The 25,808-nt window shown below is 44.3% G+C and carries 22 protein-coding genes; 12 read left to right on the top strand and 10 right to left on the bottom strand.

Annotation, left to right across the window (positions count from 1 at the left end):
• The first annotated feature begins 35 nt into the window (after positions 1–35).
• From OKX56_RS03285 to OKX56_RS03270, 4 genes are all read left to right on the top strand, one after another.
• Entirely contained in the window at positions 36–272 is a 237-nt protein-coding gene (locus OKX56_RS03285) for a DUF2922 domain-containing protein (RefSeq protein ID WP_015045211.1), read from the top strand.
• Positions 273–658: 386 nt separating this feature from the next.
• Positions 659–2,083, top strand: a complete 1,425-nt coding sequence (locus OKX56_RS03280; protein ID WP_025205885.1) for an HD-GYP domain-containing protein — start codon at positions 659–661, stop codon at positions 2,081–2,083.
• A gap of 41 nt (positions 2,084–2,124) precedes the next feature.
• The gene (locus OKX56_RS03275; protein ID WP_242836929.1) at positions 2,125–2,976 is read left to right on the top strand and encodes a PIG-L deacetylase family protein; all 852 of its coding nucleotides are present in this window, start codon (positions 2,125–2,127) and stop codon (positions 2,974–2,976) included.
• 101 nt (positions 2,977–3,077) lie between these two features.
• A complete protein-coding gene (locus OKX56_RS03270; RefSeq protein ID WP_025205886.1) occupies positions 3,078–4,184 on the top strand; it encodes a heparan-alpha-glucosaminide N-acetyltransferase domain-containing protein in 1,107 nt (368 codons plus the stop codon).
• A 50-nt stretch (positions 4,185–4,234) separates the two neighbouring features.
• Here the strand turns inward: OKX56_RS03270 and OKX56_RS03265 are convergent, their stop codons facing one another.
• Positions 4,235–5,080: a Gmad2 immunoglobulin-like domain-containing protein gene (locus OKX56_RS03265; RefSeq protein WP_287895633.1), complete on the bottom strand. Its 846-nt coding sequence runs from the start codon at positions 5,078–5,080 to the stop codon at positions 4,235–4,237.
• Between the two features lie 213 nt (positions 5,081–5,293).
• On the opposite strand from OKX56_RS03265, the gene OKX56_RS03260 reads away from it, so the two are divergent.
• From OKX56_RS03260 to OKX56_RS03245, 4 genes are all read left to right on the top strand, one after another.
• Complete coding sequence (locus OKX56_RS03260) at positions 5,294–5,593, top strand: phasin family protein (RefSeq protein WP_025205888.1); 300 nt, start codon at positions 5,294–5,296, stop codon at positions 5,591–5,593.
• Positions 5,580–7,178 carry an ABC1 kinase family protein gene (locus tag OKX56_RS03255; RefSeq protein WP_025205889.1) on the top strand — a complete coding sequence of 533 codons (1,599 nt, stop codon included), beginning with the start codon at positions 5,580–5,582 and terminating at the stop codon, positions 7,176–7,178. Before OKX56_RS03260 ends, OKX56_RS03255 begins: the two co-directional genes overlap by 14 nt.
• A 374-nt stretch (positions 7,179–7,552) precedes the next feature.
• Positions 7,553–8,209 carry a SurA N-terminal domain-containing protein gene (locus OKX56_RS03250; protein WP_025205890.1) on the top strand — a complete coding sequence of 219 codons (657 nt, stop codon included), beginning with the start codon at positions 7,553–7,555 and terminating at the stop codon, positions 8,207–8,209.
• Between the two features lie 90 nt (positions 8,210–8,299).
• Positions 8,300–8,776 (top strand): hypothetical protein, encoded by a 477-nt coding sequence (locus OKX56_RS03245; RefSeq protein ID WP_025205891.1) that lies wholly within the window; start codon positions 8,300–8,302, stop codon positions 8,774–8,776.
• Between the two features lie 262 nt (positions 8,777–9,038).
• Here OKX56_RS03245 and hgcB read toward each other — a convergent pair whose 3' ends face one another.
• The 3 genes from hgcB to OKX56_RS03230 all read right to left on the bottom strand — a co-directional run bounded on the left by hgcB (position 9,039) and on the right by OKX56_RS03230 (position 12,288).
• The gene (hgcB, locus tag OKX56_RS03240; RefSeq protein ID WP_025205892.1) at positions 9,039–9,338 is read right to left on the bottom strand and encodes a mercury methylation ferredoxin HgcB; all 300 of its coding nucleotides are present in this window, start codon (positions 9,336–9,338) and stop codon (positions 9,039–9,041) included.
• Between the two features lie 15 nt (positions 9,339–9,353).
• Positions 9,354–10,445, bottom strand: a complete 1,092-nt coding sequence (gene hgcA, locus OKX56_RS03235) for a mercury methylation corrinoid protein HgcA (protein WP_345787674.1) — start codon at positions 10,443–10,445, stop codon at positions 9,354–9,356.
• A gap of 505 nt (positions 10,446–10,950) precedes the next feature.
• Positions 10,951–12,288, bottom strand: a complete 1,338-nt coding sequence (locus tag OKX56_RS03230) for a hemolysin family protein (protein WP_287895632.1) — start codon at positions 12,286–12,288, stop codon at positions 10,951–10,953.
• 271 nt (positions 12,289–12,559) lie between these two features.
• Here OKX56_RS03230 and OKX56_RS03225 point away from each other — a divergent pair, with 271 nt between their 5' ends.
• Positions 12,560–14,053, top strand: a complete 1,494-nt coding sequence (locus OKX56_RS03225; RefSeq protein WP_015043159.1) for a B12-binding domain-containing radical SAM protein — start codon at positions 12,560–12,562, stop codon at positions 14,051–14,053.
• A 27-nt stretch (positions 14,054–14,080) separates the two neighbouring features.
• Here the strand turns inward: OKX56_RS03225 and OKX56_RS03220 are convergent, their stop codons facing one another.
• From OKX56_RS03220 to OKX56_RS03205, 4 genes are all read right to left on the bottom strand, one after another.
• The gene (locus OKX56_RS03220) at positions 14,081–15,109 is read right to left on the bottom strand and encodes a GGDEF domain-containing protein (RefSeq protein WP_287895630.1); all 1,029 of its coding nucleotides are present in this window, start codon (positions 15,107–15,109) and stop codon (positions 14,081–14,083) included.
• Between the two features lie 128 nt (positions 15,110–15,237).
• A complete protein-coding gene (locus OKX56_RS03215) occupies positions 15,238–17,772 on the bottom strand; it encodes an AMP-binding protein (protein WP_502850689.1) in 2,535 nt (844 codons plus the stop codon).
• A gap of 585 nt (positions 17,773–18,357) precedes the next feature.
• Positions 18,358–18,633 (bottom strand): GlsB/YeaQ/YmgE family stress response membrane protein, encoded by a 276-nt coding sequence (locus OKX56_RS03210; protein ID WP_015043167.1) that lies wholly within the window; start codon positions 18,631–18,633, stop codon positions 18,358–18,360.
• A gap of 135 nt (positions 18,634–18,768) precedes the next feature.
• Complete coding sequence (locus OKX56_RS03205; protein ID WP_015045223.1) at positions 18,769–19,698, bottom strand: YegS/Rv2252/BmrU family lipid kinase; 930 nt, start codon at positions 19,696–19,698, stop codon at positions 18,769–18,771.
• 202 nt (positions 19,699–19,900) lie between these two features.
• On the opposite strand from OKX56_RS03205, the gene lgt reads away from it, so the two are divergent.
• The 3 genes from lgt to hpt all read left to right on the top strand — a co-directional run bounded on the left by lgt (position 19,901) and on the right by hpt (position 22,222).
• Complete coding sequence (gene lgt / locus OKX56_RS03200; protein WP_287895629.1) at positions 19,901–20,671, top strand: prolipoprotein diacylglyceryl transferase; 771 nt, start codon at positions 19,901–19,903, stop codon at positions 20,669–20,671.
• A 91-nt stretch (positions 20,672–20,762) separates the two neighbouring features.
• On the top strand, positions 20,763–21,692 hold the full coding sequence (locus OKX56_RS03195; protein ID WP_019225868.1) for a cytidylate kinase family protein: 930 nt from the start codon (positions 20,763–20,765) through the stop codon (positions 21,690–21,692).
• On the top strand, positions 21,689–22,222 hold the full coding sequence (gene hpt / locus OKX56_RS03190; RefSeq protein ID WP_019225867.1) for a hypoxanthine phosphoribosyltransferase: 534 nt from the start codon (positions 21,689–21,691) through the stop codon (positions 22,220–22,222). The genes OKX56_RS03195 and hpt overlap by 4 nt, the downstream gene beginning before the upstream one ends.
• A gap of 467 nt (positions 22,223–22,689) precedes the next feature.
• Here hpt and OKX56_RS03185 read toward each other — a convergent pair whose 3' ends face one another.
• Positions 22,690–23,823, bottom strand: a complete 1,134-nt coding sequence (locus tag OKX56_RS03185) for a GGDEF domain-containing protein (protein WP_019225866.1) — start codon at positions 23,821–23,823, stop codon at positions 22,690–22,692.
• Between the two features lie 220 nt (positions 23,824–24,043).
• Positions 24,044–25,606 carry a hydroxylamine reductase gene (gene hcp, locus OKX56_RS03180; protein WP_019225865.1) on the bottom strand — a complete coding sequence of 521 codons (1,563 nt, stop codon included), beginning with the start codon at positions 25,604–25,606 and terminating at the stop codon, positions 24,044–24,046.
• Positions 25,607–25,808 lie beyond the last annotated feature (202 nt).

Below are 25,808 nucleotides of genomic sequence, written 5' to 3'. Positions count from 1 at the left end.
ACACGCGCAAAATCTGCGGGAAAGGAGGTGAAAGCATGGCTATTGTAAACAATAAATTTGTCAGATTAACCTTCCTGACCGCCGGTGGTAAAACGTTTGCCATCACGGTGCCCAATCCAAGGGCAGATATGACCAAGGCTGAGGCTGAGGCCGTGATGGATATGATCATTGCCCGCAATATTTTTAATACGCCCAGCGGTGAGCTTAGCTTAAAGCGAGATATCAGGGCGTTTGATAACACCACCAACGATCTTTTCGATCCGGTGGTTTAAGCGCTAAAATAGGAGCTATCAAAAATACTGAAAACCGGTGAGCCAAAACGAAGTGAATTCTAACTGCGACAAGCGAAGGGCTGGGGATACCACCAGCCCTTCCTCATCAAACTTATCCCGACTTTTGATTTTCCCTCAAGCGGCTGTTGTGAGAATCATGTAAGTTAAAATCATACTAATTGTAAAACTTTTGAAATTCAAAAAATCATTCTGCATTTTTTTTATACACTGCATGCACTTCCAGGTCAATCGAAGCGAACTTGGTACCATTATGGAGTTTAAAATGATCCGACCAAAAAAATTACTAAATATTTGAAAAAATATTACGATATATTAGTTACAGCTTGTTTTTTCGTTTTAAACAGTTTTTATAGGAGATTAGGAGTATGAAACCAGATCAGGAATGGTTAAAAACGACGTTAGAATCGATCAGTGACGCTGTTATCTTGACGGATATTGAAGGCAATATACGATTATTAAGCCAGAAGGCCGAATTGCTTACCGGCTGGACGAGCGAAGAAGCACTTCACAAACCGCTGACTGAGGTATTTCAGCTTTTGAACGCAGACACCCATGAAGTGCTTGGCGGCAGCATGCTGAGTGTGCTTAAAACAGGCAAAAATGTTGTATTTGACAAAAATGCTGTCTTGCTCTCTAAAACGGGTGAAAAACGTCCGGTCAAGAGTAAGTCCAAACCGGTGAAGGACAAAGACAACTGCATCCAAGGTATCGTACTTGTATTTAAAGAACTGGCCAGGAAAAACAAAAAACTTGCCAAAGCTGAATTCTTAAGCTTTCACGATCCGCTTACGGGCTTATACAACCGTAAGTTTTTTGAGGAAGAATTTAAAAGACTGAATACGGAAAGAAATTTGCCGATCTCTCTGGCCATCATTGACATTGATTACCTGGACGAGGTAAAGAAATCCTTCGGCAATGCCGAAGGAGACAACCTAATCAAAAGAGTCGCTGAAATAATTAAACAGGAATGCCGTGTTGACGATATCGTTGCCAGAGTCAGTGAAAATGAATTTATGATCTTGCTGCCAAAGACTAACTCCAAACAGGCCGATATTCTTGTGAACCGGATTAATGACTTGGTTGATAAGGAAAAATTAGGCGCCCTGAACCTTCCTTTATCTTTCGGCTGTGAACCAACAAAGAAGAAAGAAAATGAAATTGCCCTCATCTATAAAGAAGCTGCAGAAAAAACTCCTCCGCTTAAGAGCACAGCCAAAAACCTACCGACCAATGTTTTGATCGAAATCATCATGGAAACTCTGTACCATAAGAACGATATGGAAGAAAAAGAATCCGCCCAAGTAAGTAAGTTTTGTGCCGAAATCGGTCAAACCCTGGAATTGAGCGAGAAAAACATTGAAAATCTTGAGATGTTCGGACTCATCAGAAACATTGGCAAGGTCAGCCTTGACAGCAGGATTCTTCACAAACCGGACAAGCTGACTGATTCCGAGATGGCGGAAATTAAGCGTCATCCGGAGCTCGGCCATGAAATCCTCAGCACAATGAATGAGTATGCGCATCTCTCGGATTACGTCCTGGCCCATCATGAACGATGGGACGGGAAGGGATATCCCAAGGGACTGAAAGGTGAGGAAATCCCATTGGAAGCCCGGATTGTTGCGATTGCTGATGCTTACAATGCGATGACCAGCAGCCGTCCATACCGAAAAGCCTTAGACGAGGAAACCGCTGCTGAAGAAATCCTAAAAAATGCTGGAACCCAGTTTGATCCTCATCTGGCCAAAGTATTTGTCGAGAAGGTGCTTGGGAAAGAACATATAAAATAGGTATCTGAATATCTATCTGATACAGGATGGGTTTGGGATCGATGAAAAAAAAACATTGGATACCGTTATTGATCATCTTTGTATTTATCACTCTTGCCGGGGTGAAGTGGACCCTGATAAACAGTGAAGCTAACCAAAATAATCCGTTGCCGAAGGCACCGGATTATTCTGGTGTTATTTCCGACAATCCTTCGACCCCGTCCGAGCCTTCAGCCGATACGTCGGTTTCTGATCAGGCGACTATCTTTTATGTCCCGCATCCGGATGATGAGGTTTTAAACATGGGAGCTACTGTCCTGGAAGCACAAAACCACTACCAGCCCATCGTCCTAGTGCTTTTGACCAAAGGTGCCGCAAGTGGCGCTTTTAAAGAAGTAAACGACCGGCTCGCGGCATATACCCTTCCACCTATCACGCTTGCTGAATTCACAGAAGCGCGCGTCCGGGATTTCTATGAATCAGCCAGATACCTCGGCATCCAGACGGATAATATTTATGTCTATGACCTTCCAGACGGTCAGGTGACTCCGGCCTCGGTCCGCGAGATTATCCTGACCTTTGAAGCCAAGTATCCACAAGCACTTCATCAAGCAATGTCCCCAAGCGATACCCACCCGGATCATGCCGCCTCGGGAACCGCACTTCATGAGCTTCAGAATGAGAACCTCGTATCCTCGTGCCGCTATATTATTTCCCGGCCGCTCTGGGACCTCAATCCAGCGGCAAATATAACGAGATCCGTCTCCCAGGAAAACATGATCCGATATCAGAACGCCCTGAATGCTTATTACGTCTGGAACCCGGATGCCGGACGCTACAGTACCGGTATCCTATCAACGAGCTACAATTTCGGCCTGGCCCAGAAAATTTTAGAAACCCACTGGACTCGGTAGCCAGTAATATCATTGACATGTAAATATATAATAGAAATATATAATTAAATATATAATAAAAATGTATTAAAAATTACTCATTTTGATTAAAGGATAACGCTATGAAAAGAATAACGAACCGGATTAAAGCCCTTGATTTTGCGCGGGCTCTGTCCGTACTGCTTTTGTTCCTGACCTTTGTTCCGGAAGGGCCTCTCTACGGGGCCTATATTACGCATGCTCCGTGGTTTGGTTATACCGCCATTGACTTTGCTTTTCCGGCCTTTGTGACACTTTCCGGAACCAGTATGGCGATTGTGTACCGCAAGCATGTGCCCTGGGTACGATTAATCAGAAGGTTTTTTGTGCTGCTTATCATTGGCCTGATTTTTAATTCCCTGGTATCCTGGGAATTTCAGCTTTCCGAGCTTCGCTTTACCGGAGTGCTTCAGGTTCTGGCTTTTACCGGAATTATGACAGCCCTGATCACCAGGGTATCTGGGAAATGGTTCTGGCCGTTCACTGCCGGACTACTTATTCTGGCTGCCTATCTTGGCATTCTCTTATATACAAGTCAATCTTTTCCGGGCAGTTTGCCCTCGCCGGACCATAATTTATCCGGAATGACTGATCCGTTTATTTTCACAAAGAGCCATCTTTATGTTCACGGCGATGCCGGATATGATCCGGAAGGAATATGTACACTTTTTTCCGCAATTGCCAGCACGCTTTTCGGTTATACGGCAGGTTTGTTTTTGAACAATAAAAACATTGGCCGAAATTTCTTGAAAATCCTGGCTCTGGCTGCTGTTCTTCTGCTACTTACCCCGCTGCTGTCCAACTTTATCCCAATAGGTAAACGACTCTGGACGCCGTCCTTTGTGACGCTGTCATCCGGTGCCACCATTCTTGTTTTGGCCTTTGCCCACTTGATCTGGGACCCGCAGATCCCGGTTATTAGGAAGCTCATGGCACCTTTCTACTGGCTGTTTGAGGCGATCGGCCGCAATGCGATCCTCCTGTATTTTGGTTCTTCGATGGTATTCTCCGCTATACATCATATGATCCTGAAAATGAATGGGAATACTCTCTCGGTTTTTGAATTTTCTTATAACTGGGTGAAATTCTGGAGTAGCAACCCTCAGCTTGGCTTTATTGCGATTTATACTGGACTCTGGGTCCTGCTAGCTGCCTTGCTGCACTGGCGTAAGCTTTATCTTACGGTGTGACTAATCCCTGCTTAACCGGTTTTGTATTTTAATAAGAAAACTTAATCCGATCACCATTTGACAGGAATAATGACCTTATTCAGATCGCTTCCGTCCTTCATGCTGGCCTCGAATACTTCGAGCTGACCGCTTCCTGCTGCCGACGGCGTAAATGTCAGCGAGGCTTCAAAATCGCCTCGTCCTGGTGCCCCTGCTGCCGCCATTGTGTTACCTTCTGCCAGAATATTACCTTGTACATCCCTTAAGCGGTAGCTTACGACAGCTTCAAAGACCCGGGCATTGCCGGTGATCTTTAACGGGCTCGCTATGGTTTGTCCGTCCACAGGAGCCGTAACCCAGATCGCCGGTTCATAAACTGAGCTGAGATCCCTGGCAAAGGGTTGATTATAAAGACCAACGTGGCCCCACCAGTCCATGCCGTTTTCAGCCTTGCCGTTTACGGTGAACTGAACTTTTTTAATAGTCGGAAACTCCGTCAGTGTATTGACAATGCTGGCAATTCCAAGTGTTTCGCCGCTGGCACCAACGTTCGCATGCAGCACCTCTTCGGAAAAATCAATGGTTGCCAAACCGTTCTTGATATTAACTTCCAAAATTTTCGTGTCGGCGGGAAGTACCTTAAATGCGCCTGTCGTTACAGGGGTACCGTTAATTAGCTCCTCGAGAGCTGCCCGGGCAACACCTGTACTTTTCGGAATCTCATGCACCTCTCTAACCAGGTACATTTCATTATTACTATCCTTCAGATAATAGACCGCTGCTTTCATCGTTTCAACAGCAGGGGGTTCAGGCTCCGGCGAAGGCTCCGGAGTTGGTCCTGTCTGGGACTGACACCCTGACAGGCTCACTAAAGCCAAAAACATGAATGAAACGAAAAGATTCCTGATCACTTTCATCGCGTATTTGCCTCCTTGTCGTTATTCTCGAGTAGCTTGCGGTTACTGAGGGTTGAAATATGGCTTTAGTCATATCTTAACACAAAATCCCAGAGCAATGAATATCTGAAAATCAATTAATCCAAAGATTAGGCATAAGTAAACATTTTACATTTTCTATATATTTTATACCTATTTTTAGATATACTAAAAGCATAAAGGGGGTTGTTAAAGTTGAATGCAAGCGATGAAATGAAAAAAGTCTTTCTTGCGGGAATTGGAGCGATAGCGACAACGGCCGAAAAAGCCAAGGAAGTCATTGACTCGTTCATTGAAAAAGGTGAGCTTACCGTCGAACAAGGCAAAGTCATCAATGAGGAATTAAAACGCAACCTTTCTGAAAATCTGCATCATCATTCTTCCGCCCGTCACATGGAGGATCTTCTGCAAAAGGTTAACACGCTGAATGAAGAAGAGCTCTCTGTGCTCAAACAAAAGCTCGCAGAGATGGAGAAAAAGAATGACCCAAACTGAGGTCAAACTATCATCCGCAGCCCGCTTGAAGGAAATGGTCACTGCGCTGAAACGCCATGGAATCATCCACGGCGTTTCTCCAGTCAAGCTAAAATTCATCCTTGAAGACCTCGGCCCGACGTATGTCAAGCTCGGTCAGATTATGTCTATGCGCACAGATATGCTCCCGAAGAGTTACTGCGATGAACTGGCCGAGCTGCGAACCGATGTGAAACCGATGATTTATGAAGAAGTGCTTCAGGTCATCGCCTCGGAATACGGTTTCTCCGCAGAGGAAGCTTTTCAGGAAATTGACCCTGTGTGCATCGGCTCGGCATCGATTGCGCAGGTGCATAAAGCCGTGCTGAAAGACGGCAAAATCGTCGTGCTCAAGGTACAACGCCCCGGAATTTATCAAACGATGGAACGGGATATCCAACTGCTGAAAAAAGCAATCTCGCTGATCAAAGTCTTAAACATCAATGTCGGAGATATCGACTTTAGAATGTTTATCGATGAAATGTGGGCGACTGCCCAGCAGGAAATGAACTTTATTGCCGAAGCAAACTACATCAAAGAATTTACCGACCTGAATGCAAGCGTGAATTATATCTCTTTTCCGCTGATCGAACGTCAGCTGTGCACCCCAAGAGTACTTGTTATGGAATACATCGACGGTGTTCAAATCGATGATCTTGATAAACTTCATGCACTTGGCTACGATCTAAATGAGATCGGGATAAAACTCGCCGAAAACTATGTCAAACAGATTGTCGATGACGGCTTGTTTCATGCGGATCCGCATCCGGGAAATATCTTTATCCGAGACGGGAAAATCGTCTGGCTCGATTTAGGGATGGTTGGAAAAATCAATAATCATGACCGGCTGCTGTTGAAAAAAATCATCCTGGCTATCGTCCAACATGATATTGAAGGATTAAAAGAAGTATTTCTATTACTCGATACGATCAAAGGTAAGGTAAACCACACCAGGCTCTATGAAGACATTGAAAGCCTGTTGGAGCGCTATGGTGATTTGGATCTGTCTGAGCTGCATTTTGGCCAGATCATGGAAGAAGTCAAGAAAGTTCTGGATTTCCATCAGATATCCCTGCCGACAGGCTTCACGATACTCGGGCGCGGAGTCCTTACGATCGAGGGAGTACTCGCCGTATGCTGCCCGAAAGTCAACTTCATTCAAATTATGGCCAACCACGTTTCCGGAAAACTCCTAAGTGAGTTGGATGCAAGACAGGAATTGGTTTCTGCGGGGCTTTCTCTGTACGGTTTTACCAAAAACAGTCTTGAATTGCCGGTTCAGTTCGCCAACATCCTCAAAATGGCAATGAGAGGACAGGCCAAGATCAATATTGATCTGTCCAGCGCCGATGAACCCGTACGTCAGGCCGACATGATTATGGACAAGCTCGTCTTGAGCATTCTCAGTGCGGCCTTCCTGATCGGGGCCAGTCTGGTCTGTATGACGAGCATCACGCCCCGGCTACTTGGGATTCCGGTCATCAGCCTGATTGGCTATCTGATCGCACTTCTGATGGCAGGATGGCTGACCACCAAGATCATTCGCAACAGACAAAAGAGAAGATAAGCTTAATTTTTATAGCAAGGACAGTTACTCATATTTTAAAGAGCATAAGTAAAACGTTATCGTTTGGCGTTTTACTTTTTGTTCACTAAATGGGTCTTTCGCGAAGGTTAAACTTTACAATGGTTTATTATTACTTTTTCAACTTACAAACCATTATATCGAAAATTAGACCTAAATGAGTTATCGTCAATCACAGTAGCCAATTATTTCAAATTAAATACATTATTTTATTTTTTAAGCATATATAACCTATTATTTTCCATATTATTACATATTTTGATAAAGGGATCTAATTATTAATGTGGAATTTATTGTATAAGATCAGTGGCCACTGACTAAACAATTAAAAAACACAAAATTATTGGAGGTCAAAAATGACTATAAGTAAATTCAAAAAGATTGTATCACTACTTCTGGTAGTAACCTTCTTAATTACCACATCATCTACTGTATTTGCCGCATCAAATATTGATGTATCTTCTGTTAAATCTACAAATATATCGAAAGCTGATTATGACAAGGCTATTAATACCATTGAAACCAAATATTTAATCGTAAATGAAGATGGTACTTTCTCAATTGATCCAGCAGCGAAAAAAGTTATAGACAATCAAATATTGAATGATTTGATAAGCGGTATGAATGGTATCAATACAATGATAGAAAAAGGAGACCTTTATACTGATAAATCATCTTCTGATCCAGTGGTAAAAAGAACAAAAAATAAGATGTCAATAATGACGGCAACGGTAACTTATATCTACCATTGGTATGGTTTTGATGCTATTGAAAATGCAGAAATGGCAGCAAGACAACAGTTAGTATTTGAACAAGCAGCAAATAATGCAGCTCTTCTTGCCATTCCACTTGGAATGGCCTGGACACCATCTTTGCTTGCATCAGGTTTACAAATTTGGATTATATCTACTTGGGCAAATACATGTGCTCAAGGTGCTCTTGCTAATGGTGTCATTGTGTTCTGTTTTGGTTCTCCATCAGCTCCCTTAATTTATTCAGTTCAACTAAGATAAGAAGCAAATTATGGTTTTTTAACATTAGCAATCACAGGTAAAATCCTGTGATTGCTAATTGATATATTCTTCTAGAAAGGGTGTTTTAAGTTGAATTATAGTATAATAGCATTTTTAATATTATTAAATATTGGAATTATTGTTTTTTTCTGCGTTAGAAAGAGAATGGTCGGTAATATTTTGGAGAAAACGTCTTCATCAAAAAACAGATTTCTTTACTTGATGGCAGGATTATTTTTTGTTTTTGCGTTAGGAATTAGACAATTATATTTTTATATTTCTCTAAAAGGAAATCTATCTAATTTAGAGACAGAATTAGTCATAACCTTTATGTCAACTGGGGTATTTTTCATAATTATGTTTTTTACTTCAAAAGTTTATTTTGGTTCAAAGGGTGTCTTTGTTCCTACGATACCTTTTTTTATACCGAGATATCAAATTACTAATTACTCCGTATCTTCAAGTACTCTCATTATAGAAAGAAAAGAGAAAAAAACCTTTAGGCTTAAAATTGAACCTAAGGATGTTAATAAAATTGAATCTGCTATAGCTTTATTAAATAATTGATTATCTCTACCGAAGTTGTGACGAATAAACGTCATCAGACTGGTGAGAATGACAGATAGACGCTGCCCATCGCACAGCCAATACGCTGCAACAGAAACTCCTTGAACCCGCGCTAGAAGCTCCTCTTCGGACATTACAGCTAATTAAATTACACTGCCTGTGATGGCCTGGTCGGTCAGCAGAATTCCGAGCTCACGCCACGATCGCAGAGGCTGTGACGGCATGATCACCTATAATCAAAATCCTCTTCCCCTCTTGTCAATCAGCAGCATCCCCCGCTGCTGCCTCCGGAACAGTCGCAGCTTGGTTCTGTCCCTGTAAGCCACCCTGTGATAACGGCTGAAGCGCAGCCCACACCGGACTTCACATCGATCGCCTCAAACGGACAATTGCGGGCGCAAGCGCCGCATTCCATGCAGAGATCTATATCCAGTATCTCTGCTTTTTTGCATTTTAAACCCAGGACCTGATGCGGACAGACCTCGAGACATCTTCCGCAGCCGGTGCATTTTTCCGTCTTAAGCGTAAGCGTCGAAACATTTTTCAAATAGCGGTGCTTCATATATCGGCCTCCCCCTCACATCCTGAATAAGGCGTTCAGTAAAATGAGCGTAACTCCAACGCCGATGGTAACCACAATAGTCGGAACAGCGGTTTTCATCTCCTTCATAACGCCGGAAAATGAAGTATACGTTGATGCTCCTGTAAAATTCATGGCATAGAATGCAGAAATTGACGGAAGAACGAGCAGATACCCTAATGCCCTCAGCCAGCTGTAGGAAAGCTCTCCCGGCCAGCCGTTCAGCACATTCACTGCTGCCGCCCAAAGCAAACCCAGGAGCCATCCCTTCCAGGCAAACGCTTTTCCAGGAATCCACGGCAACAAAACCGGGGTCAGGACACAGCCCACAATCAGCGCCCCGGCATAGGCATAAAAGTCGGTGATTCCAAAAGCTCCTGGCCGGATCAGATTCAAGATAAATAAAATGCCTAAAATCATCAAGGACATCTTAAATGTACCGGTAAGTTCCATCGGCGTAAGTACCAACCGGTCATACGCTGTAAACTTCACGGTTCGCATTTCGGCTGTCGCTTTCCTTCCGGAAGCGACAAATTCACGGATATCCCAAGCTCTGACCGGACCATACACGACGTTGAAACCGGTTTGTTTGTGGACTTGATGCGCACTTACCCCAGGAGCGCCGAGCTGCGGCAGAAGCAATGTCCTGTGGGACACAATCTGGGAAAGTCTGGTCTTCCCGATCCGACTGCTGAGCTCTGCCGTTCCGAATGTCCCTTTGCCTGCCGCGCACCAGACATTAATGCCTTTGGTGTCAAGCACCAGGATCCAGGCCTGGAGTCCGGCCAGCTCCTTACGAAGGGCATCAAAGGTCATTTTGTAATTAGCCGTTACCAGAACCTCGGAATGTTCATCCGGATTGCCGACAGCATAAAGTCCGGGATTGATTTTATAATTCATCCGGTTGATGCCCCAACGGGCTTTCCATCCGCCCAGGATATCCAAAGCTGTTAAGTTCGTCGAAATCTGAGGCACCAGCCCTGCTGGTGTTTTTATTTCACCTGTAATCCAGCCGCATTCCGTGTCATAAACGGTTACAGACCCTGCTAAACTGTCATCCCCGCAGCAGCATGACTGCGGGTCAAATATCTTAAGCTCTGCCTTGTTATTAGCATTTTGATTATTCTGATTCGGATCAAAACTTATTTCTCCCAAATATAACACCTCCAAAAGGTTTGGCAGGATAAAAGAAGCCAATTCCTAACAAGCATATGATTCGTATAGCGTTCAATTCTCTGCTCAAATAATTCATGCAAGGTTGATTACCCCAAATTAGGTCTGGGGGTCACAATTCCAGCGTTAAGCGGAGCATGGAGGCGGAGCGCGGCTGTTTGCGTCAAGGAGGACGCAACAGCCGAAAGCGGAATTGTGGCACACAGACCAACCAGGGAGTCTAAGGCAAATTTCAAGAATGTTTTATTAGTCTGCGTGTCACAGTTCCGCGACAAGCGGAGCCTGGATGGCGAAGCGCGGCCTTTTGCGTCAAGGAGGACGCAACGGCCGAAAGTGGTACTGTGGCACGCAGACCGACCCGTAATTATTTATCCTCCGGTTTTTTCTAACATTACAAAACGCGGTACTATGAACCTAAGCGTTATAGCCTGCACACCTTCACTTTGGCAATCCTTTTTTCATCCACTTCCTCAACCTTAAACATCAAACTGTTGAATTCTAAGGAAGACTTATCATCTCTTCCGGGGATTCTTCCGAGCTGTCCAACCAGAAAACCGCTTAGGGTCTCATATTCTTCAATCGGCAGCTCTACGCCGAGATAATCTTGGACCGCATCGAGGCTCGTCGCCCCGTTGATCATATAGGTATTTTCATCGATCTTTTCAAATTCCAGTTCGACTTCATCATCCTCGTCAAAAATGTTGCCGACAATTTCTTCAATAAGATCCTCCAGTGTTACAATACCGGCCGTCCCGCCGTATTCATCAATGATCACGGCCAGATGTGTTTTGTTCAGCTGAAGTTCTTTAAATAATTCATCGGTGCGTTTCGAATCCGGTACATAATAGGGTTCCCGGACAACGTCCCGCAGATGAAATGTCTCCGAATTGCTGTTGTTCGTTAAATACTGGAAAAGGTATTTGGATTGCAGCACCCCGACAATATTGTCGATATTCTCCTCATAGACGGGTATCCTGGAATACTTCTCATGATTGATAAAGGCAATGACTTCACTTAAGCTTGCTTCAATCGGCAGCGCCGCAATATCCGTGCGATGTGTCATGACTTCGGAAACCGTTTTATTGTTAAATTCAAAAATATTGTTAATCATCAGTTTTTCTGTTTCATGGATGGCGCCTTTTTCCTCACCGACATCAACCATCATGCGGATTTCTTCTTCCGTGACCTGCTCGTTCTCCGCATTCGGATCTACCCCGAAAAGCCTTACAAACACGTTCATTGATGCCGTAAGCATTTTAACGAACGGTGAGGCAATTTTAGACAGGATATACAGCGGGTTTGCGGCAAACCAGGCAATCTTTTCAGCTTTATTCATCGCAATTCTTTTCGGCACGAGCTCTCCGAGCACCAGCGTGAAGTAAGATAAAATGATGGTAATTAGAATAACGGCTATAGTCTTCAGCAAGGATGCTGAAACGGGGGCCCCAAGCTTAATCAGCAGTGAAACCAGCGGATCGGAGAAATTTTCTGAAGCAAACGCACTGGCCAGAAAGCCTGCCAACGTTATCCCAATCTGGATCGTCGCAAGAAATTTGCTCGGCTCACCGAGCAAATTGGTTAAAATTTTGGCCTTCTTGTCGCCATCTTCAGCCATCATTCTGATTTTATTGTCATTCAGGGAGATCAAAGCAATCTCCGAGGCAGCGAAAAAGGCATTGAGCGCAATCAGCACGACTAAAAACAAAATCCCGGTAATCAATGATTGTTCCTCCTGATAATAATAAAAAGGCAGAATCATTCCTTATACAGGATTGTCAAAGCCTTTTACCAAATCTTATTAATAAGTCATTTGAAATAATACTACTTCGTATATCGCCGGCATTTTCCTCCATATCTTACTCTCTCCCTTTCTTGATTCTACATCTATTTTAATTTACCCGATGATAAATTGCAATGTCCTGTGTTGTTCTGCAGAAAATCAGCGAATAAACCAGAAACGAATTGAGCAAGTAAAAAATGGATATGCTAGAAGTGGCTGTGCCAGTCAATAGAACAGGAAGGGCAAATCTATGAAAATTTTACTTGTTTACCCGCAAATACCGCTGACCTATTGGAGTTTCCAGTACGCGTTAAAGTTCATATCCAAGAAAGCTGGATCTCCGCCCCTGGGGTTACTTTCCGTAGCTGCTATGCTGCCGGAGCATTATGATAAGCGTCTTGTGGATATGAATGTAACGAAACTCAAGGATCGGGATATTTTATGGGCCGATTATGTCTGGATCAGCGCGATGGTCGTCCAGAAAGAATCTGTCAGGGAAGTTATTAACCGCTGTCATGCCCTCGGAGTCAAAACGACTGCAGGCGGTCCCCTCTTTACTTCCGAACCTGAGGCGTATGATGATGTAGATTATCTCGTCCTGAATGAAGGGGAGAACACTGTACCTGCCTTTGTGCGTGACCTTGAGAACGGATCGGCAGCGCACATTTACACAACGGAAGAATGGGCGGATATCAGAAATACCCCTGTGCCTTTGTGGGACCTTATCGATATGAAACACTACGCAACAATGAATATTCAATATTCACGCGGATGCCCATTCCATTGCGATTTCTGCAACATTACATCTTTATACGGTCACGAGCCCCGTACCAAGACCTCTCCGCAGCTCCTGTCAGAATTGGATTCCCTTTATCGGGCCGGATGGCGCGGAGGCATCTTCCTGGTTGATGATAATTTTATCGGCAACAAAAAGAAATTAAAGGATGATATCCTGCCTGCGTTGATCAGCTGGATGAAACAAAGAAACTATCCGTTTACGTTTATCACAGAGGCCTCAATCAATCTGGCTGACGATGACAGCCTTATGAATCTGATGGTCAAGGCGGGGTTTATGACTGTATTTATCGGAATTGAAACCATGGATGAAGACAGCCTGATTGAGTGCAATAAAATTCAGAATAAAAACCGCAATCTAATTGCGTGTATCAAAAAAATTCAGAAATTTGGCCTTCAGGTTCAGGGCGGCTTTATTGTCGGGTTCGACAACGACAATGCCTCTATTTTTGACAAACTGGTAACCTTTATTCAGGAAAGCGGGATCGTTACCGCGATGGTCGGGCTGCTGAATGCGCCGAAAGGAACTAAACTATATCAGCGTCTGGCAGCGGAAGGCCGACTGTTAAAAAGCATCAGCGGCGACAACACCGACTTTTCGATGAACTTCATACCCAAAATGGAAAGCCCCCTGTTGATCAAAGGCTATCAAAGAATTGTCGATACGATCTACTCGCCAAGAAAATATTATGAGCGGGTCCTGACATTCTTAGAGCAGTACGAACCTGCTGGATTTACGGCTCAGCGGATCGACCGTTGTCAGGTGCTCGCGTTTATCAGATCGGTATTCCGTTTGGGAATTATCGGCCAGGAAAGACGCTACTACTGGAAACTGATCATTTGGTCTCTGCGGAAACGCCGTAATGTATTTCCGCTGGCAGTAACCCTGTCCATATACGGTTTTCATTTCCGAAAAGTATTCCGCCGGACTGAGGAAATATTAAAATAATTCTGCTTGGGTGGAGGATTTCGATCTTTAAGCTTCTTTATGGAAAAGATCAACGCCGAAACGGCTGCCTGAGATGACCCTGTTCTTCCCTGCTGTTTTGGCAGCGTAAAGTGCTTTATCCGCAATCTCAATATTTTCGGTCAGCGAGCATCCTTTTTGGTAGAGACAGACACCGGCGCTCACGGTCAGTGGCTTATCAAAATAACTGTTAAGTGCAAATTCTTCCCTGATTTTATCCGCTTTTAGGCAGGCATCTTTCAGTGCGCATCCATAAAGAATAATTAGAAACTCCTCACCGCCGTAACGGCAGATGAAATCAGTGGCCCTGGCATTTGTTTTTAAAACACGGGCTAAAACCAGCAAAACCTTGTCGCCAAAGACATGTCCCTTCTGATCATTTATCTTTTTAAAATTATCAATATCAAAAATGGCAATGCAAAAAGGCTGCCCTGTCCTCTGATAATTGGATACAGCCTTCTGAAAACTCTTTTCCAACAGCAGGCGGTTCGGAAGCCCCGTCAGCGGATCTCTGGCCGCCTGATTTTTGGCCTTTCTGAACTGATATTGGCTGATATTCAGCAAACTGTTGACTTCAAATACAATAATAAAACCGAAGGCTAGGAGCAGAAGGCTGAACAGATAGATATTCACGGATACAAACAGATCCGAAATTTTGAATGACGTAATGAATAAAGAGGCTACGCTTTCGGCCGTAGCAATGATCAAACCCGGAATCCCATAACGCATGCCGTGAAAAGAAACAAAGAAGAAATAGGAAAAAAAGAGCATATTCAGTAATTCAACATTTCCTGCCATCAACAGGGTACAAATAGGAATATCAAGCACTAAGCTGAGTCGCATCAGTTTCTCGGCCCGGGTGTCCTTGCTGAAGACACAAACGGAAATAAATGCATTATATAGAAGGGCAATAAAGAAACCAACAAAAAACACGCCCGTGAAAGAGCCCTGAAAACGGATCAGCTCAGCCAGGGCGACAATAAGCAGTCCCCACCTAAAGAGCAGGAATTTTCGTTCCAGCGGTTTATATTTGATCAAATCAAACTTCCTGACCAACTGTTTCACCACATTTTGCGAATTACGCAAATATTATACCATAATTTTCTATTCATCCCAAAGAAAATTTTTGCCATTTGATAAACACAATAAGGTTTCCTAGAAGTACCTTAGGCAGTTTCAATACTGTTGTCGGCCTGAAGGTTCAACTTTTCGACCGCGTTTTCGCGCATTTTATATTTCATAATTTTGCCTGCGGCATTCATCGGAAATTCTGCGACAAAGTCAATGTAACGCGGTGTTTTGTGCTTGGCCATGTGAGTGCGGACAAAATCCTTCAGCTCATCAGCGGTCAGTTCGACACCGTCCTTCAGTATGACACAGGCCATAATCTCTTCCCCATATTGTTTGTCAGGGACACCAATAACCTGAACGTCCTTGACCTTTGGATGGGTATAAATAAAATCTTCGATTTCTTTCGGATAGATGTTTTCCCCGCCGCGAATGATCATGTCCTTGATACGTCCGGTAATTTTATAGTATCCGTTCTCATCGCGTCTGGCCAGGTCGCCGGTGTGCAGCCAGCCGTTCTCATCAATCGCCGCAGCGGTGGCTTCGGGCATTTTATAATAGCCTTTCATGATATTGTAGCCCCTGGCAACAAATTCGCCGTCCTCATTATCCGGAAGATCTTCCCCGGTCTTCGGATCCACGATCTTGCACTCAACACCTGGCAAAGCACGGCCTACAGTGGCAACCCGCAGTTCGACGGAATCGTCGACACGGCTCTGGGTGCAGCCGGGTGAAGATTCGGTCTGTCCGAAGACAATGGTGATTTCATTCATATTCATCTTCTCGACGACATCCTGCATAACCTTCACAGGACACGGGCTTCCTGCCATGATTCCGGTCCGCATGTAGGAGAAGTCTGTTTTCGGAAAATCTTCATGCTCGAGCATCGCAATAAACATGGTCGGGACACCGTGGAAGGCGGTGATTTTTTCCCTGTTGATGCAATCCAGCGATATCTTCGGCGAAAACGCCGGTATCGGGGACATGGTCACCCCATGGGTCATGGACGCAGTCATCGCCAGCACCATCCCGAAGCAATGGAACATCGGGACATGAATCATCATGCGGTCGGCTGTGGAAAGATCCATGCAGTCGCCGATATTTTTCCCGTTATTCACGACATTATAGTGTGTCAGCATAACGCCTTTCGGGAACCCTGTGGTTCCTGAGGTATACTGCATGTTGCAGACATCATGACGGTTAAGGGAAAGCGCACGGCGGTATACTTCCTCAACGGGGACTTTGTCAGCCAGGGTAATCGCATCTTCCCAGGTCAGACAGCCATTCTGCCTGGAATCAACCGTGACAATATTGCGCAGGAAAGGCAGGCGTTTGATATGCAGCGGCTTTCCGGCCTCGGCAGTCTCCAACTCGGGGCAAAGCTCCTTGATAATGCCGACATAATCGGAGTCCTTATATCCGTCGATCATGACCAGCGTGTGTGTATCCGACTGGCGCAGCAGATATTCTGCCTCATAAATCTTATACGCGGTGTTTACCGTTACCAAAACAGCGCCGATCTTGGTCGCCGCCCAAAAGGTAATGTACCACTGCGGAACGTTGGTGGCCCAAGTCGCAACATGGTCCCCGGGTCTGACACCCATCGCGATCAGGGCGCGTGCAAATGTGTCAACATCGTCCCGGAATTCTTTATACGTACGCGTATAATCCATGGTCGTATAACGGAAAGCATACTGATCCGGAAACTCATCCACCATCCGGTCAAGTACCTGGGGAAAGGTCAAGTCAATCAAGGTGTCTTTTTGCCAGACATATTTCCCTGTCTTGGCATTATTGTCAAATAAATGGCCCTTCACCGCAGATTTTTCAGTGTACCGGCTCATATATTCCGCAAAATTCGGGAAAACAACACCAGCGTCATCAAGATCCGACGCCCAGCGTTTGACCCATTCCAAAGAAACATAGCCCTCATAATTTATCGAACGCAGGGCGCGCATCATCTCATCAATAGGTAAATCCCCTTCTCCCATCATGCGGTACCGGGTAGTACCATTCTCTACGACGGAATCCTTGATATGTACATATTTAATATACGCGCCAAGATTCTGTAGGGTCTTCCCAGGTGTCTCCCCTGCAAAACGGTAAGGGTGATGCATATCCCACAAGGCACCGACATTGTCACTCGCAACATCGTTCAGCAGCCGACATAAACGGGAAGTATCTGCATAGACGCCATTCGTTTCGACCAGGAGGGTGACGCCTTTTTCTTCCGCCAGAGGTACCAGACGGTTTAACGCAGCAAGCACCACCTCGTCATCGACTTCACCAGCCGGCTGCGGTGCAATATCGGCAAGGATACGGATATACGGGGTTCCTAGCTTGGAGGCTAATTCAATATACTGAACGATCTCCTGATGATTCTGTTCCGCTTTCTCAGCATACTTTAGACAACAGCCGGAAGACAGACAAGGAATTTGAATACGGAGTTCGGATAACTTTTTTATGGTTTGCGGCAACTGAGACTCAGTAAAAGGCTGGGCCTGCACTGCAAATATCTCACTGCCCAGACCGCGGATTTCAATGCCGTCAAAACCAAAGTCCTTGGCCATGGAATAGATATCGGTCCAGCTGAAATCCGGGCAACCCAGGGTTGAAAACGCAAGTTTCAACATAATCTCCTCCTAGCATTTTATATCTTATAAACTATAGAAAACTTTACTGGTGCCATGTCTCTAGTACCTTGTCAACCTTAAAACTGTAATATAATGGGGAGCAGATTTCTTTTAAGACAAGGCGGAGGATTGAGGCATACCGAGCGTATGGTGATTGAAGTCCACGGATGGACAAATGTCGCGGATGCCATGGATGGCATAGGAGCGACAAGACAACGCAGTATTAACAGAAATCTGCCGCCAGGATATATAGATTTAGGGTTGACATGGTACTAGCTGCACCTAGAGATATCAGAAAGTGCTTAGACTTTTTCTGATATACCAAAAAAGCCTTCACCCCTTAGCATTTCTGTTAAAGACGAATGCTTTATACTGTCATGGTACAGCCTTTAAATATAAAACTGTATGATATAATTTTAGGTAATGCTATCAAATTTTCGAATATTTGTCAAGTGTTGTGGATCAGTATGCACTGAGACAGAACTGTGCTAAGTCAGTTGTGCTGGGTTGATTTGGCTGCTAAATAAAAAACGGCTGGAGATTTACTCCGCCGTTTCTGGCATCCATCAAAATCCGGGATAACGTTTACGACTGATACTGATTGTGATGTTTCCTGCCCGTTAAGGCATTGACGATGGACAACAGGATCACCGCACCGAGTAGAGCAACCAAGAAACTCCAGATATTAAATCCATTGATCCCTATTCCTCCGAAAATGTTGACGATCCATCCACCGATGAACGCCCCGATGATCCCGACAACAATATTCATTCCAACGCCCATTTTGGCATCACGGCCTGTAATCATGCTGGCAATCCACCCCGCAAGGCCGCCTAAAATAATCCAGCCGATAACACTCAAGACAATTCCTCCTTTTCATCAAATATTTTAAAGCAATTTGTTTTCATCATTAATCTGCCCAAAATAAAAATATTTACCCGAACCTGTCTTCAATACGAATGTTTTCATTAACGTTTGCATTGAAAATTTTTACATCTAAATTAAGAAGCCAAAACCGGTTTTATCCAGATAGCCTTCCTCTTGATTCTCTCTGGTAATGACTTTAAGTTTGGCGGGCTCAACAGTGACTCTTAACGGAAAATCAAACCCTTTTTCTCCGTCTAAATCCGTACCAATCGATTCCCGACAGTTGATTGTCAGCTCTGCCGTCTGGAAGTAGTCTACATATGGGCTCTCCGCATGTTCACCGTTCGCCACTTTGATAACCAGCGGGATCAGTTCGAGAACTGGACATGGTTTAAAAATATACACATCAAGCAGACCATCGCTAATAGAAGCCAACGGCGCTATCCTCTTAAAACCGCCTGCCGATTTGCCATTCATAATCAAGATGAAATACACTTCATCGTCGCGGTTGGCTTCCCGGCTCCGAATACTAACTTTCACCGGCTTCATATTGGCGAATTCTTCAACACCCTTTAAATAATAGGCGAGAGCCCCAAAACTTTGTTTGATTCTTTTGGGAGTTTTTTGGCTGACATCGATCAGAAAACCCAGACTGGCCACATTTAAAAAATAGCGGCCATTGGCGACCCCGATATCGCAAACTGTAAAATGATCCTGAAGCAGAATCTCCGTCATTTCATTGACCCGCTCCGGAAAATGAAAATAACGGGCAAAGTCATTGGCAGTTCCTACCGGATATATTCCAACCGGGATCTGGCAATCATAACAAAAAAGAACATTGATGACCTGGTGGATCGTCCCGTCGCCCCCGGCAATCCAGATCCTGTTGAAACTGTTGATATCCGCTGAGGAGACCATTTTTTCCAGGGCTTCCGTAGTGCTGACCCTGTAAGGGACCAAATAATAGCCTTTATCTTGGACAGCTTCAATAATGCTGTCCAAGTGATTATTAAAGCTGCCGTTTCCGGCAAGCGGATTATAGATTAATAATATTTGCATTGTCTACCCCCTGAAAACAATTCATAGCAAAGAATCATAGAATAACCTTAAACTTACCTGATAACACCACAATACTACGGTATCTGTCTTTTCGCAAATATCCAGCAATGCTTCTACACGATTCCTGGAAAGACTTCAATCGGGCATTTTGCTGGACAATTCCGGAAAGATAGTGTATTCATTAATACGGGAGTTGATTTTCTTGAACCCTACTGCATTTGAAATGGGTCCTTTTTCTGTTCATTGGTACGGTATACTGATTGCTCTGGCGTTTTGTGCCGGACTCATTCTCGCGAACTATCATACGAACTATCGCAGGCTGGACCCGGACAAATTTTTTAATCTGCTGATTGTTATGATTCCCGCTGCTCTGATCGGAGCCAGACTGTATTATGTCCTGTTCAATTTGCATTATTACATCTCTTGTCCGGCGGAAATCGTGGCTGTCTGGCATGGCGGATTAGCCATTCACGGCGGAATTATCGGCGGTTTTCTGGCGGTCTTAGTGGTTACCCGCAGAGATCCGGATTTAAAATTCTGGTCTGTGGCAGATGTTATCGCGCCAAGTCTGGTTATCGGCCAGGCGATTGGCAGATGGGGCAACTTTCTTAATCAGGAAGCACATGGCGGCCCGGTTAGTGAATCCTTTATCAGTAAATTTCCGCATTTTATTCAGCAAGGCATGTATATTGACGGCCAATATTACCATCCGACTTTTTTATATGAGTCTTTATGGGATACTTTGATCTTTTTGTTCTTGTTCTGGTTGATCAGGAAGAGATCAACACCTGACGGCATCATGTTCTTGCTTTACTTATTGCTGTACTCGGCAGGCCGTTTTATTATTGAGAGTCTCAGAACTGACAGTCTGATGCTTGGTCCCTTTAAAATAGCCCAAGTCATCAGTATTGCAGCAATTTTGCTTTCGGCCGTTCTTCTCTTTGTAAAACTTAGGAAAAAGAAACCAGTTTAGTCATTTCCAGCGTTCCGACGCTAATTGGCCTGGTATGGTATAATAATCTGAGGACTGAACCGGTATCATTACTGCTGCGGAGGTGACTGATTTGGTATTTCTTACGATTTCCAGACAAACAGGAAGCCTGGGGAAAGAAATATCTGGGCTCCTCGCCAAGAAATTGGATCTGCCTCTGATTACACACGATTTTGTTGTGAACCAATGGCTGCCGGAGATCGCCGACAAGCATGAGCTACATATGCTGAAAGAAAGCCCCGGCTTTTATTTGAATCTGTCCTCTCAAGGCCTTACCTTTGCCGAGCATATTGAAAACAGATTAAAAAGTTATATTTCTGAACAGCCTGCTATCATCTTCGGTCTCGGCGCTCAGATTATTTTCTCCCGCCATCCTGAAGCGATCCATGTCAGAATCATAGCTTCAGATGAAGTTCGAACCGGCCGGGTCATGCATAATCTCCATCTGGACCGCTCCAATGCCGAAAGATTCCTGGAGCTGACCGACCGCAAGCACAAACGGTATATTTCCACCATTTATCATAGAGATTGGTCTGATCCTTCTCTTTACGGTATTACGCTGAACACAGATTTTGTCGGCATCGAAGAAGGCGCTGCATTTCTGGCGTACTATGTCAGAAATAAGCAGCTTTACTCCCCTGCGGTTGAATGTCCTTCTCAGGACGGTAAAAAACCGATTATTTTCAAGCATCCATCCGAAGAGGAATTTGCCGGAATCCTGGATATGTACCACCTTGACTGGGAGTACGAGCCCCGTACGTTCCCGATTCAATGGGATGAAGAGGGCAATGTTACCATGGCGTTTTCACCTGATTTTTACCTGCCCAGATTTAATACATTCATTGAACTGACCACGATGAACCAAAAATATGCTTCAGAAAAAAAGAAAAAGGTTAAGCTGCTCAAACGGCTCTATCCCGGCACCAACATCAACATTGTCTTTAAAAATGATTTTTATTCCCTTTTGGAGAGATTCGGCATTAAGAAAGGACCTGCACAATGAATGCTAATGCTGTTGGGAAGATCATTTTCACTGCAGAGGAGATTCAACGGAAAGTCGCCGAAACCGGGCGAATCATCGATACCGACTATCAGGGCAAGGAGCTGGTTGTGATCAGCGTCCTAAAAGGATCGTTTTACTTTTTGGCTGACCTAACCCGGCACCTGACGGTACCCTTAAGCATTGATTTTCTGTCGATCAGGGCATTCCCTGATGAAACGAATAAAACTGGCATTGTAAGATTTGCGAAAGATCTTGACCTTTCGATCACCGGCAAACATGTTCTTTTAGTAGAAGATGTGGTCGGAACCGGACTTACGCTTGCTTATATCTGCCAGCACCTTGAAGCTGCGAAGCCGGCTAGTCTAAAAATATGCACCCTGCTGGACAATCCCTCGGAAAGGCTCCTTGCCATTAACATCGATTATTGCTGTTTTCTTATGCCGGACCAATTTGTAGTCGGGTATGGCCTCGATTACCAGGAAAAGTACCGAAACCTTCCGTATATCGCAGCCCACAAGCGCGAAAAATAGAAAACGAGCTCCAACGAACCTTTATCAATGTATCCCCAGTATTACCCTCAATTTCGTTTCCCGCTATCCATCTTCCTTAAAAGACCTTCGTCTACAGATATTCCGTTTACTCATTACCCACTTCAGTCTGATTTCATTTCAGAATTTGCCTCTTAAAAATTCTTTTTACAGATTTTCTTGAACCAAACCTTCATTTCTATCAATCCCGTTGCAGACTCTTTTCTTCGAAACTCTCCAGATATAGTGAACCTTTTCGTTCACCGACCTAATCGTCCAATGATAACGTTTTGTTTCCCTTTTCAGGCTTCACTGGTATTCCATCTTAGGAATTCCTTGGAGCTTGTTATTATCATACATAAAATACAGGCTTTCGGTCAACCTGCAAATATCGTGATTTAGGCTAAAATCAATAAAATGTTACGAATTTTCAGTCTATTATAACGATTTTTCGAATCAAATCCCACGGATCATCCCAAATCCGCTTTTTTTATTCTTTTTTGGCTATACATCAGATTGTCAACATGGTTCAGAAATTGCTCAATGCTGGCATATTTCATATCGAAGATGTCAGTCCCAAAACTTCCTTCCAGCCTGTAACGCTTTCCGGAAGTTTTATTATACGCTTCAAAAGACACATTAATTCTGTCAATTGTTTTCTCCAGAGCTTCTTTGTTGTCACATTCCATAATTACCGCGAATTCATCGCCACCCATCCTGGCAATAATGTCTGTTTTTCTTAGGACACTTCTTATTAGCCCAACAGCAGTCTGGATCGCTTTGTCCCCTTCGGAATGCCCATATTGGTCATTAATTTGTTTCAGTCCGTCGAGGTCGGCATAAATAAGCCCAAATTTGTTATCGGCCTTATGGTGGATCCTTCGGGAAATATAATAGTCAAAAGATCCTCTCGTCCATACGCCGGTCAAGTTATCCAGATGAGCCATTCTTTGCTGCAGAAAATAATAAATAATCACGAGAGAAAATGCCGTACAACTCCACATCAGAAGCACACCATAAAACAACGACTGAAGGATCCCTCCGATAATCGGCAGTATTCCAAATCCGATCATTGGAATCCATTCCTGCTTAATGATTTTTCCTTTTCTTTTGAGGATCTGTATCAGACTGATTATCAGATAGAAATAGGTAATTACGGCTGAAACGAGAAAAAGTGATCCCCGGTGGTAGACATTCGCACTGTCTATAGTGAAGATAAAACCGTAAATGGGCGATAAAACGGTCAGTACCGTATTGATGACAATCGGAATGAAATACAGGATTTTCCTGGTTTTAAAAATTATGCTGTCTGGTTCAACCCAGCTATAATTAAATTTGTACCACGAATAGGTTAACAGCGGCGCCGTAATAAACAAACATATATGCATCAGCTCCGACACCGGGATCAACCATAACTCAGGGCGTCTGTTGATCATACAGGTCAGCGTTTCAAAAACGAGCTCCAGCATAATGACTAAAGACGTGGTCAGAAATCTTTTATTGATACTATCCTGCCGGTCAAGACTCTGGTAAGCAATCAAAAATACTACCCCTAACAACACCAGGGCAGCAAGATTAATATCGATCCGCAAAAATACCTGCATACTCTTTTTCCAGCCTTTATGTGAAAAATCAACGCACAAAGACATTATAGCATAATTTTGTGGAATAATTCACGTAACGTAACGTGATCTAGCAGTCCAAGCGAACATGGAAGTGAAACGTAGCTAGGTCATGCTAATGTACAAAAAAAGGGCTATTAACACCCAAAATGAAATGCTGCCAACATAGTGTCAGCAGCATTCGGATTGACGGTGAGCCCTTTTATTTAGCCAGAATGGCTGCTAAATCATTCTCTGGTGTAGAGATTGGTGTGATATTGAATTTCTCGACCAAAACGTTAAGAACATTGGAAGAGAAAAAAGCGGGAACGGATGGTCCGATATAAATATTCTTTATGCCCAGGGCCAGAAGGGTCAGCAGAATGCAGACCGCTTTTTGTTCATACCAGGAGAGCACCAGTGTTAATGGCAGATCGTTTACGCCGCATTCAAAGGCCTGGGCCAGCGCAACAGCAACCTGAATAGCGGAATAGGCATCGTTGCATTGTCCCATATCCATCAGCCGCGGCAGTCCCCCGATTTCTCCAATGTTCAGGTCATTAAAGCGGTATTTTCCGCAGGCAAGTGTCAGTACGACCGTATCCATAGGCGTCTGCTTCACAAACTCGGTATAGTAATTTCTGCCGGGCTTTGCACCATCACAGCCGCCGACCAGAAAGAAATGCTTGATTGCTCCGCCCTTGACGGCATCGATCACTTTATCCGCAACTCCGAGAACAGTATTCCGGGCAAAACCTGTCATCAGCTCATTTCCGCCGTTAATCCCTGTCCTGTATTGATCTTCGCTGTAGCCGCCAAGTTCAAGCGCCTGCTTAATCAGCGGCGAGAAGTCCTTGACTTTGGCATCTGGGATATGCTTCATTTCCGGATAACCGACGACGGATGTCGTATAAACCCTGTCAGCGTAACTGGCTTTGGGCGGCATCAGACAGTTCGTCGTAAAGAAGATCGGAGCCGGAATATTGTCAAATTCCTTTTGCTGATTCTGCCAGGCCGTTCCGAAATTGCCCTTCAGATGTGTATATTTTTTGAATTCAGGATAGGCGTGGGCCGGGAGCATTTCACCATGGGTATAAATATTGATTCCTTTTTCTTCTGTCTGCTCCAGCAATTGTTTCAGATCGAGCAGGTCATGGCCGGTGATCACAATGAATGGGCCATTTTCTATGGTTGTTGTAACTTTGGTTGGCACCGGATGACCATAAGCCGAAGTATTCGCTTCATCGAGCAGCGCCATGCAGGCAAGATTGATTTTGCCGAATTCCATCAGCAGCTCCAGCCATTCATCGACGGAATGATCTTCTCCGACAGCTTTCAATCCTTTATAAAAGCAGGCAGTGACTTGAGGATCCTGCTTGCCTAGAACATACGCATGCCAGGCATATGCCGCCATCCCGCGCATGCCTAACAGCAAAGTCGAACGCAGCGAGACGATATCCGGATCGCCATGGAACAAAGCGTCAGGTGCAAAATCTTCCGCCCCGCCAAGTTTGTTTTTCTCTGCAATTACCTTTTGTATGAAGGCATCAAAATCTTCAGGATCGAAATTAACATTGGTCACTGTGGCAAACAGGCTCTGCATCACCAAAGCATCTGTTTCCGGTGCAGTTTTCTGACCGGATGCCGCTCTGGCCAATCCAATCAGGGCACAAGTGAGTTCATCATGCTTATTAGCTACTTCCGGTTTCTTTCCGCAGACCCCTGCGTTCGTGCATCCTTTTCCGCCGGCAGTTTGTTCACATTGAAAACAGAACATTTGAGACATAAGAATTTACCTCCCCATATTTTTGTATTGAATCATGGTCTTATTGTCTTTCTAATCATACGTAAAAGATTGCCAGGAATCGGTAACCAAGGTTACAAAAATCTAGATTTGGTATTATTCCGACGCCTCATTGTAAGGATGGAGCTATTAATTGTGGATAATTGTGTGAATATTGTGAATTATTTTCAAATATCTCTTTGAA

Source organism: Dehalobacter sp. (assembly GCF_030063005.1).
GTDB lineage: Bacteria > Bacillota > Desulfitobacteriia > Desulfitobacteriales > Syntrophobotulaceae > Dehalobacter > Dehalobacter restrictus.
This window is presented reverse-complemented; position numbering and strand designations above follow the sequence as displayed.

Excerpts from the sequence above, each read along its gene's own strand:
- OKX56_RS03285 (WP_015045211.1), top strand. The coding sequence starts at position 36 with ATGGCTATTGTAAACAATAAATTTGTCAGATTAACCTTCCTGACCGCC.
- OKX56_RS03280 (WP_025205885.1), top strand. The coding sequence starts at position 659 with ATGAAACCAGATCAGGAATGGTTAAAAACGACGTTAGAATCGATCAGT.
- OKX56_RS03275 (WP_242836929.1), top strand. The coding sequence starts at position 2,125 with ATGAAAAAAAAACATTGGATACCGTTATTGATCATCTTTGTATTTATC.
- OKX56_RS03270 (WP_025205886.1), top strand. The coding sequence starts at position 3,078 with ATGAAAAGAATAACGAACCGGATTAAAGCCCTTGATTTTGCGCGGGCT.
- OKX56_RS03265 (WP_287895633.1), bottom strand. The coding sequence starts at position 5,080 with ATGAAAGTGATCAGGAATCTTTTCGTTTCATTCATGTTTTTGGCTTTA.
- OKX56_RS03255 (WP_025205889.1), top strand. The coding sequence starts at position 5,580 with ATGACCCAAACTGAGGTCAAACTATCATCCGCAGCCCGCTTGAAGGAA.
- OKX56_RS03250 (WP_025205890.1), top strand. The coding sequence starts at position 7,553 with ATGACTATAAGTAAATTCAAAAAGATTGTATCACTACTTCTGGTAGTA.
- hgcB (WP_025205892.1), bottom strand. The coding sequence starts at position 9,338 with ATGAAGCACCGCTATTTGAAAAATGTTTCGACGCTTACGCTTAAGACG.
- OKX56_RS03230 (WP_287895632.1), bottom strand. The coding sequence starts at position 12,288 with ATGATTCTGCCTTTTTATTATTATCAGGAGGAACAATCATTGATTACC.
- OKX56_RS03225 (WP_015043159.1), top strand. The coding sequence starts at position 12,560 with ATGAAAATTTTACTTGTTTACCCGCAAATACCGCTGACCTATTGGAGT.
- OKX56_RS03215 (WP_502850689.1), bottom strand. The coding sequence starts at position 17,772 with ATGTTGAAACTTGCGTTTTCAACCCTGGGTTGCCCGGATTTCAGCTGG.
- OKX56_RS03205 (WP_015045223.1), bottom strand. The coding sequence starts at position 19,698 with ATGCAAATATTATTAATCTATAATCCGCTTGCCGGAAACGGCAGCTTT.
- hpt (WP_019225867.1), top strand. The coding sequence starts at position 21,689 with ATGAATGCTAATGCTGTTGGGAAGATCATTTTCACTGCAGAGGAGATT.
- OKX56_RS03185 (WP_019225866.1), bottom strand. The coding sequence starts at position 23,823 with ATGCAGGTATTTTTGCGGATCGATATTAATCTTGCTGCCCTGGTGTTG.
- hcp (WP_019225865.1), bottom strand. The coding sequence starts at position 25,606 with ATGTCTCAAATGTTCTGTTTTCAATGTGAACAAACTGCCGGCGGAAAA.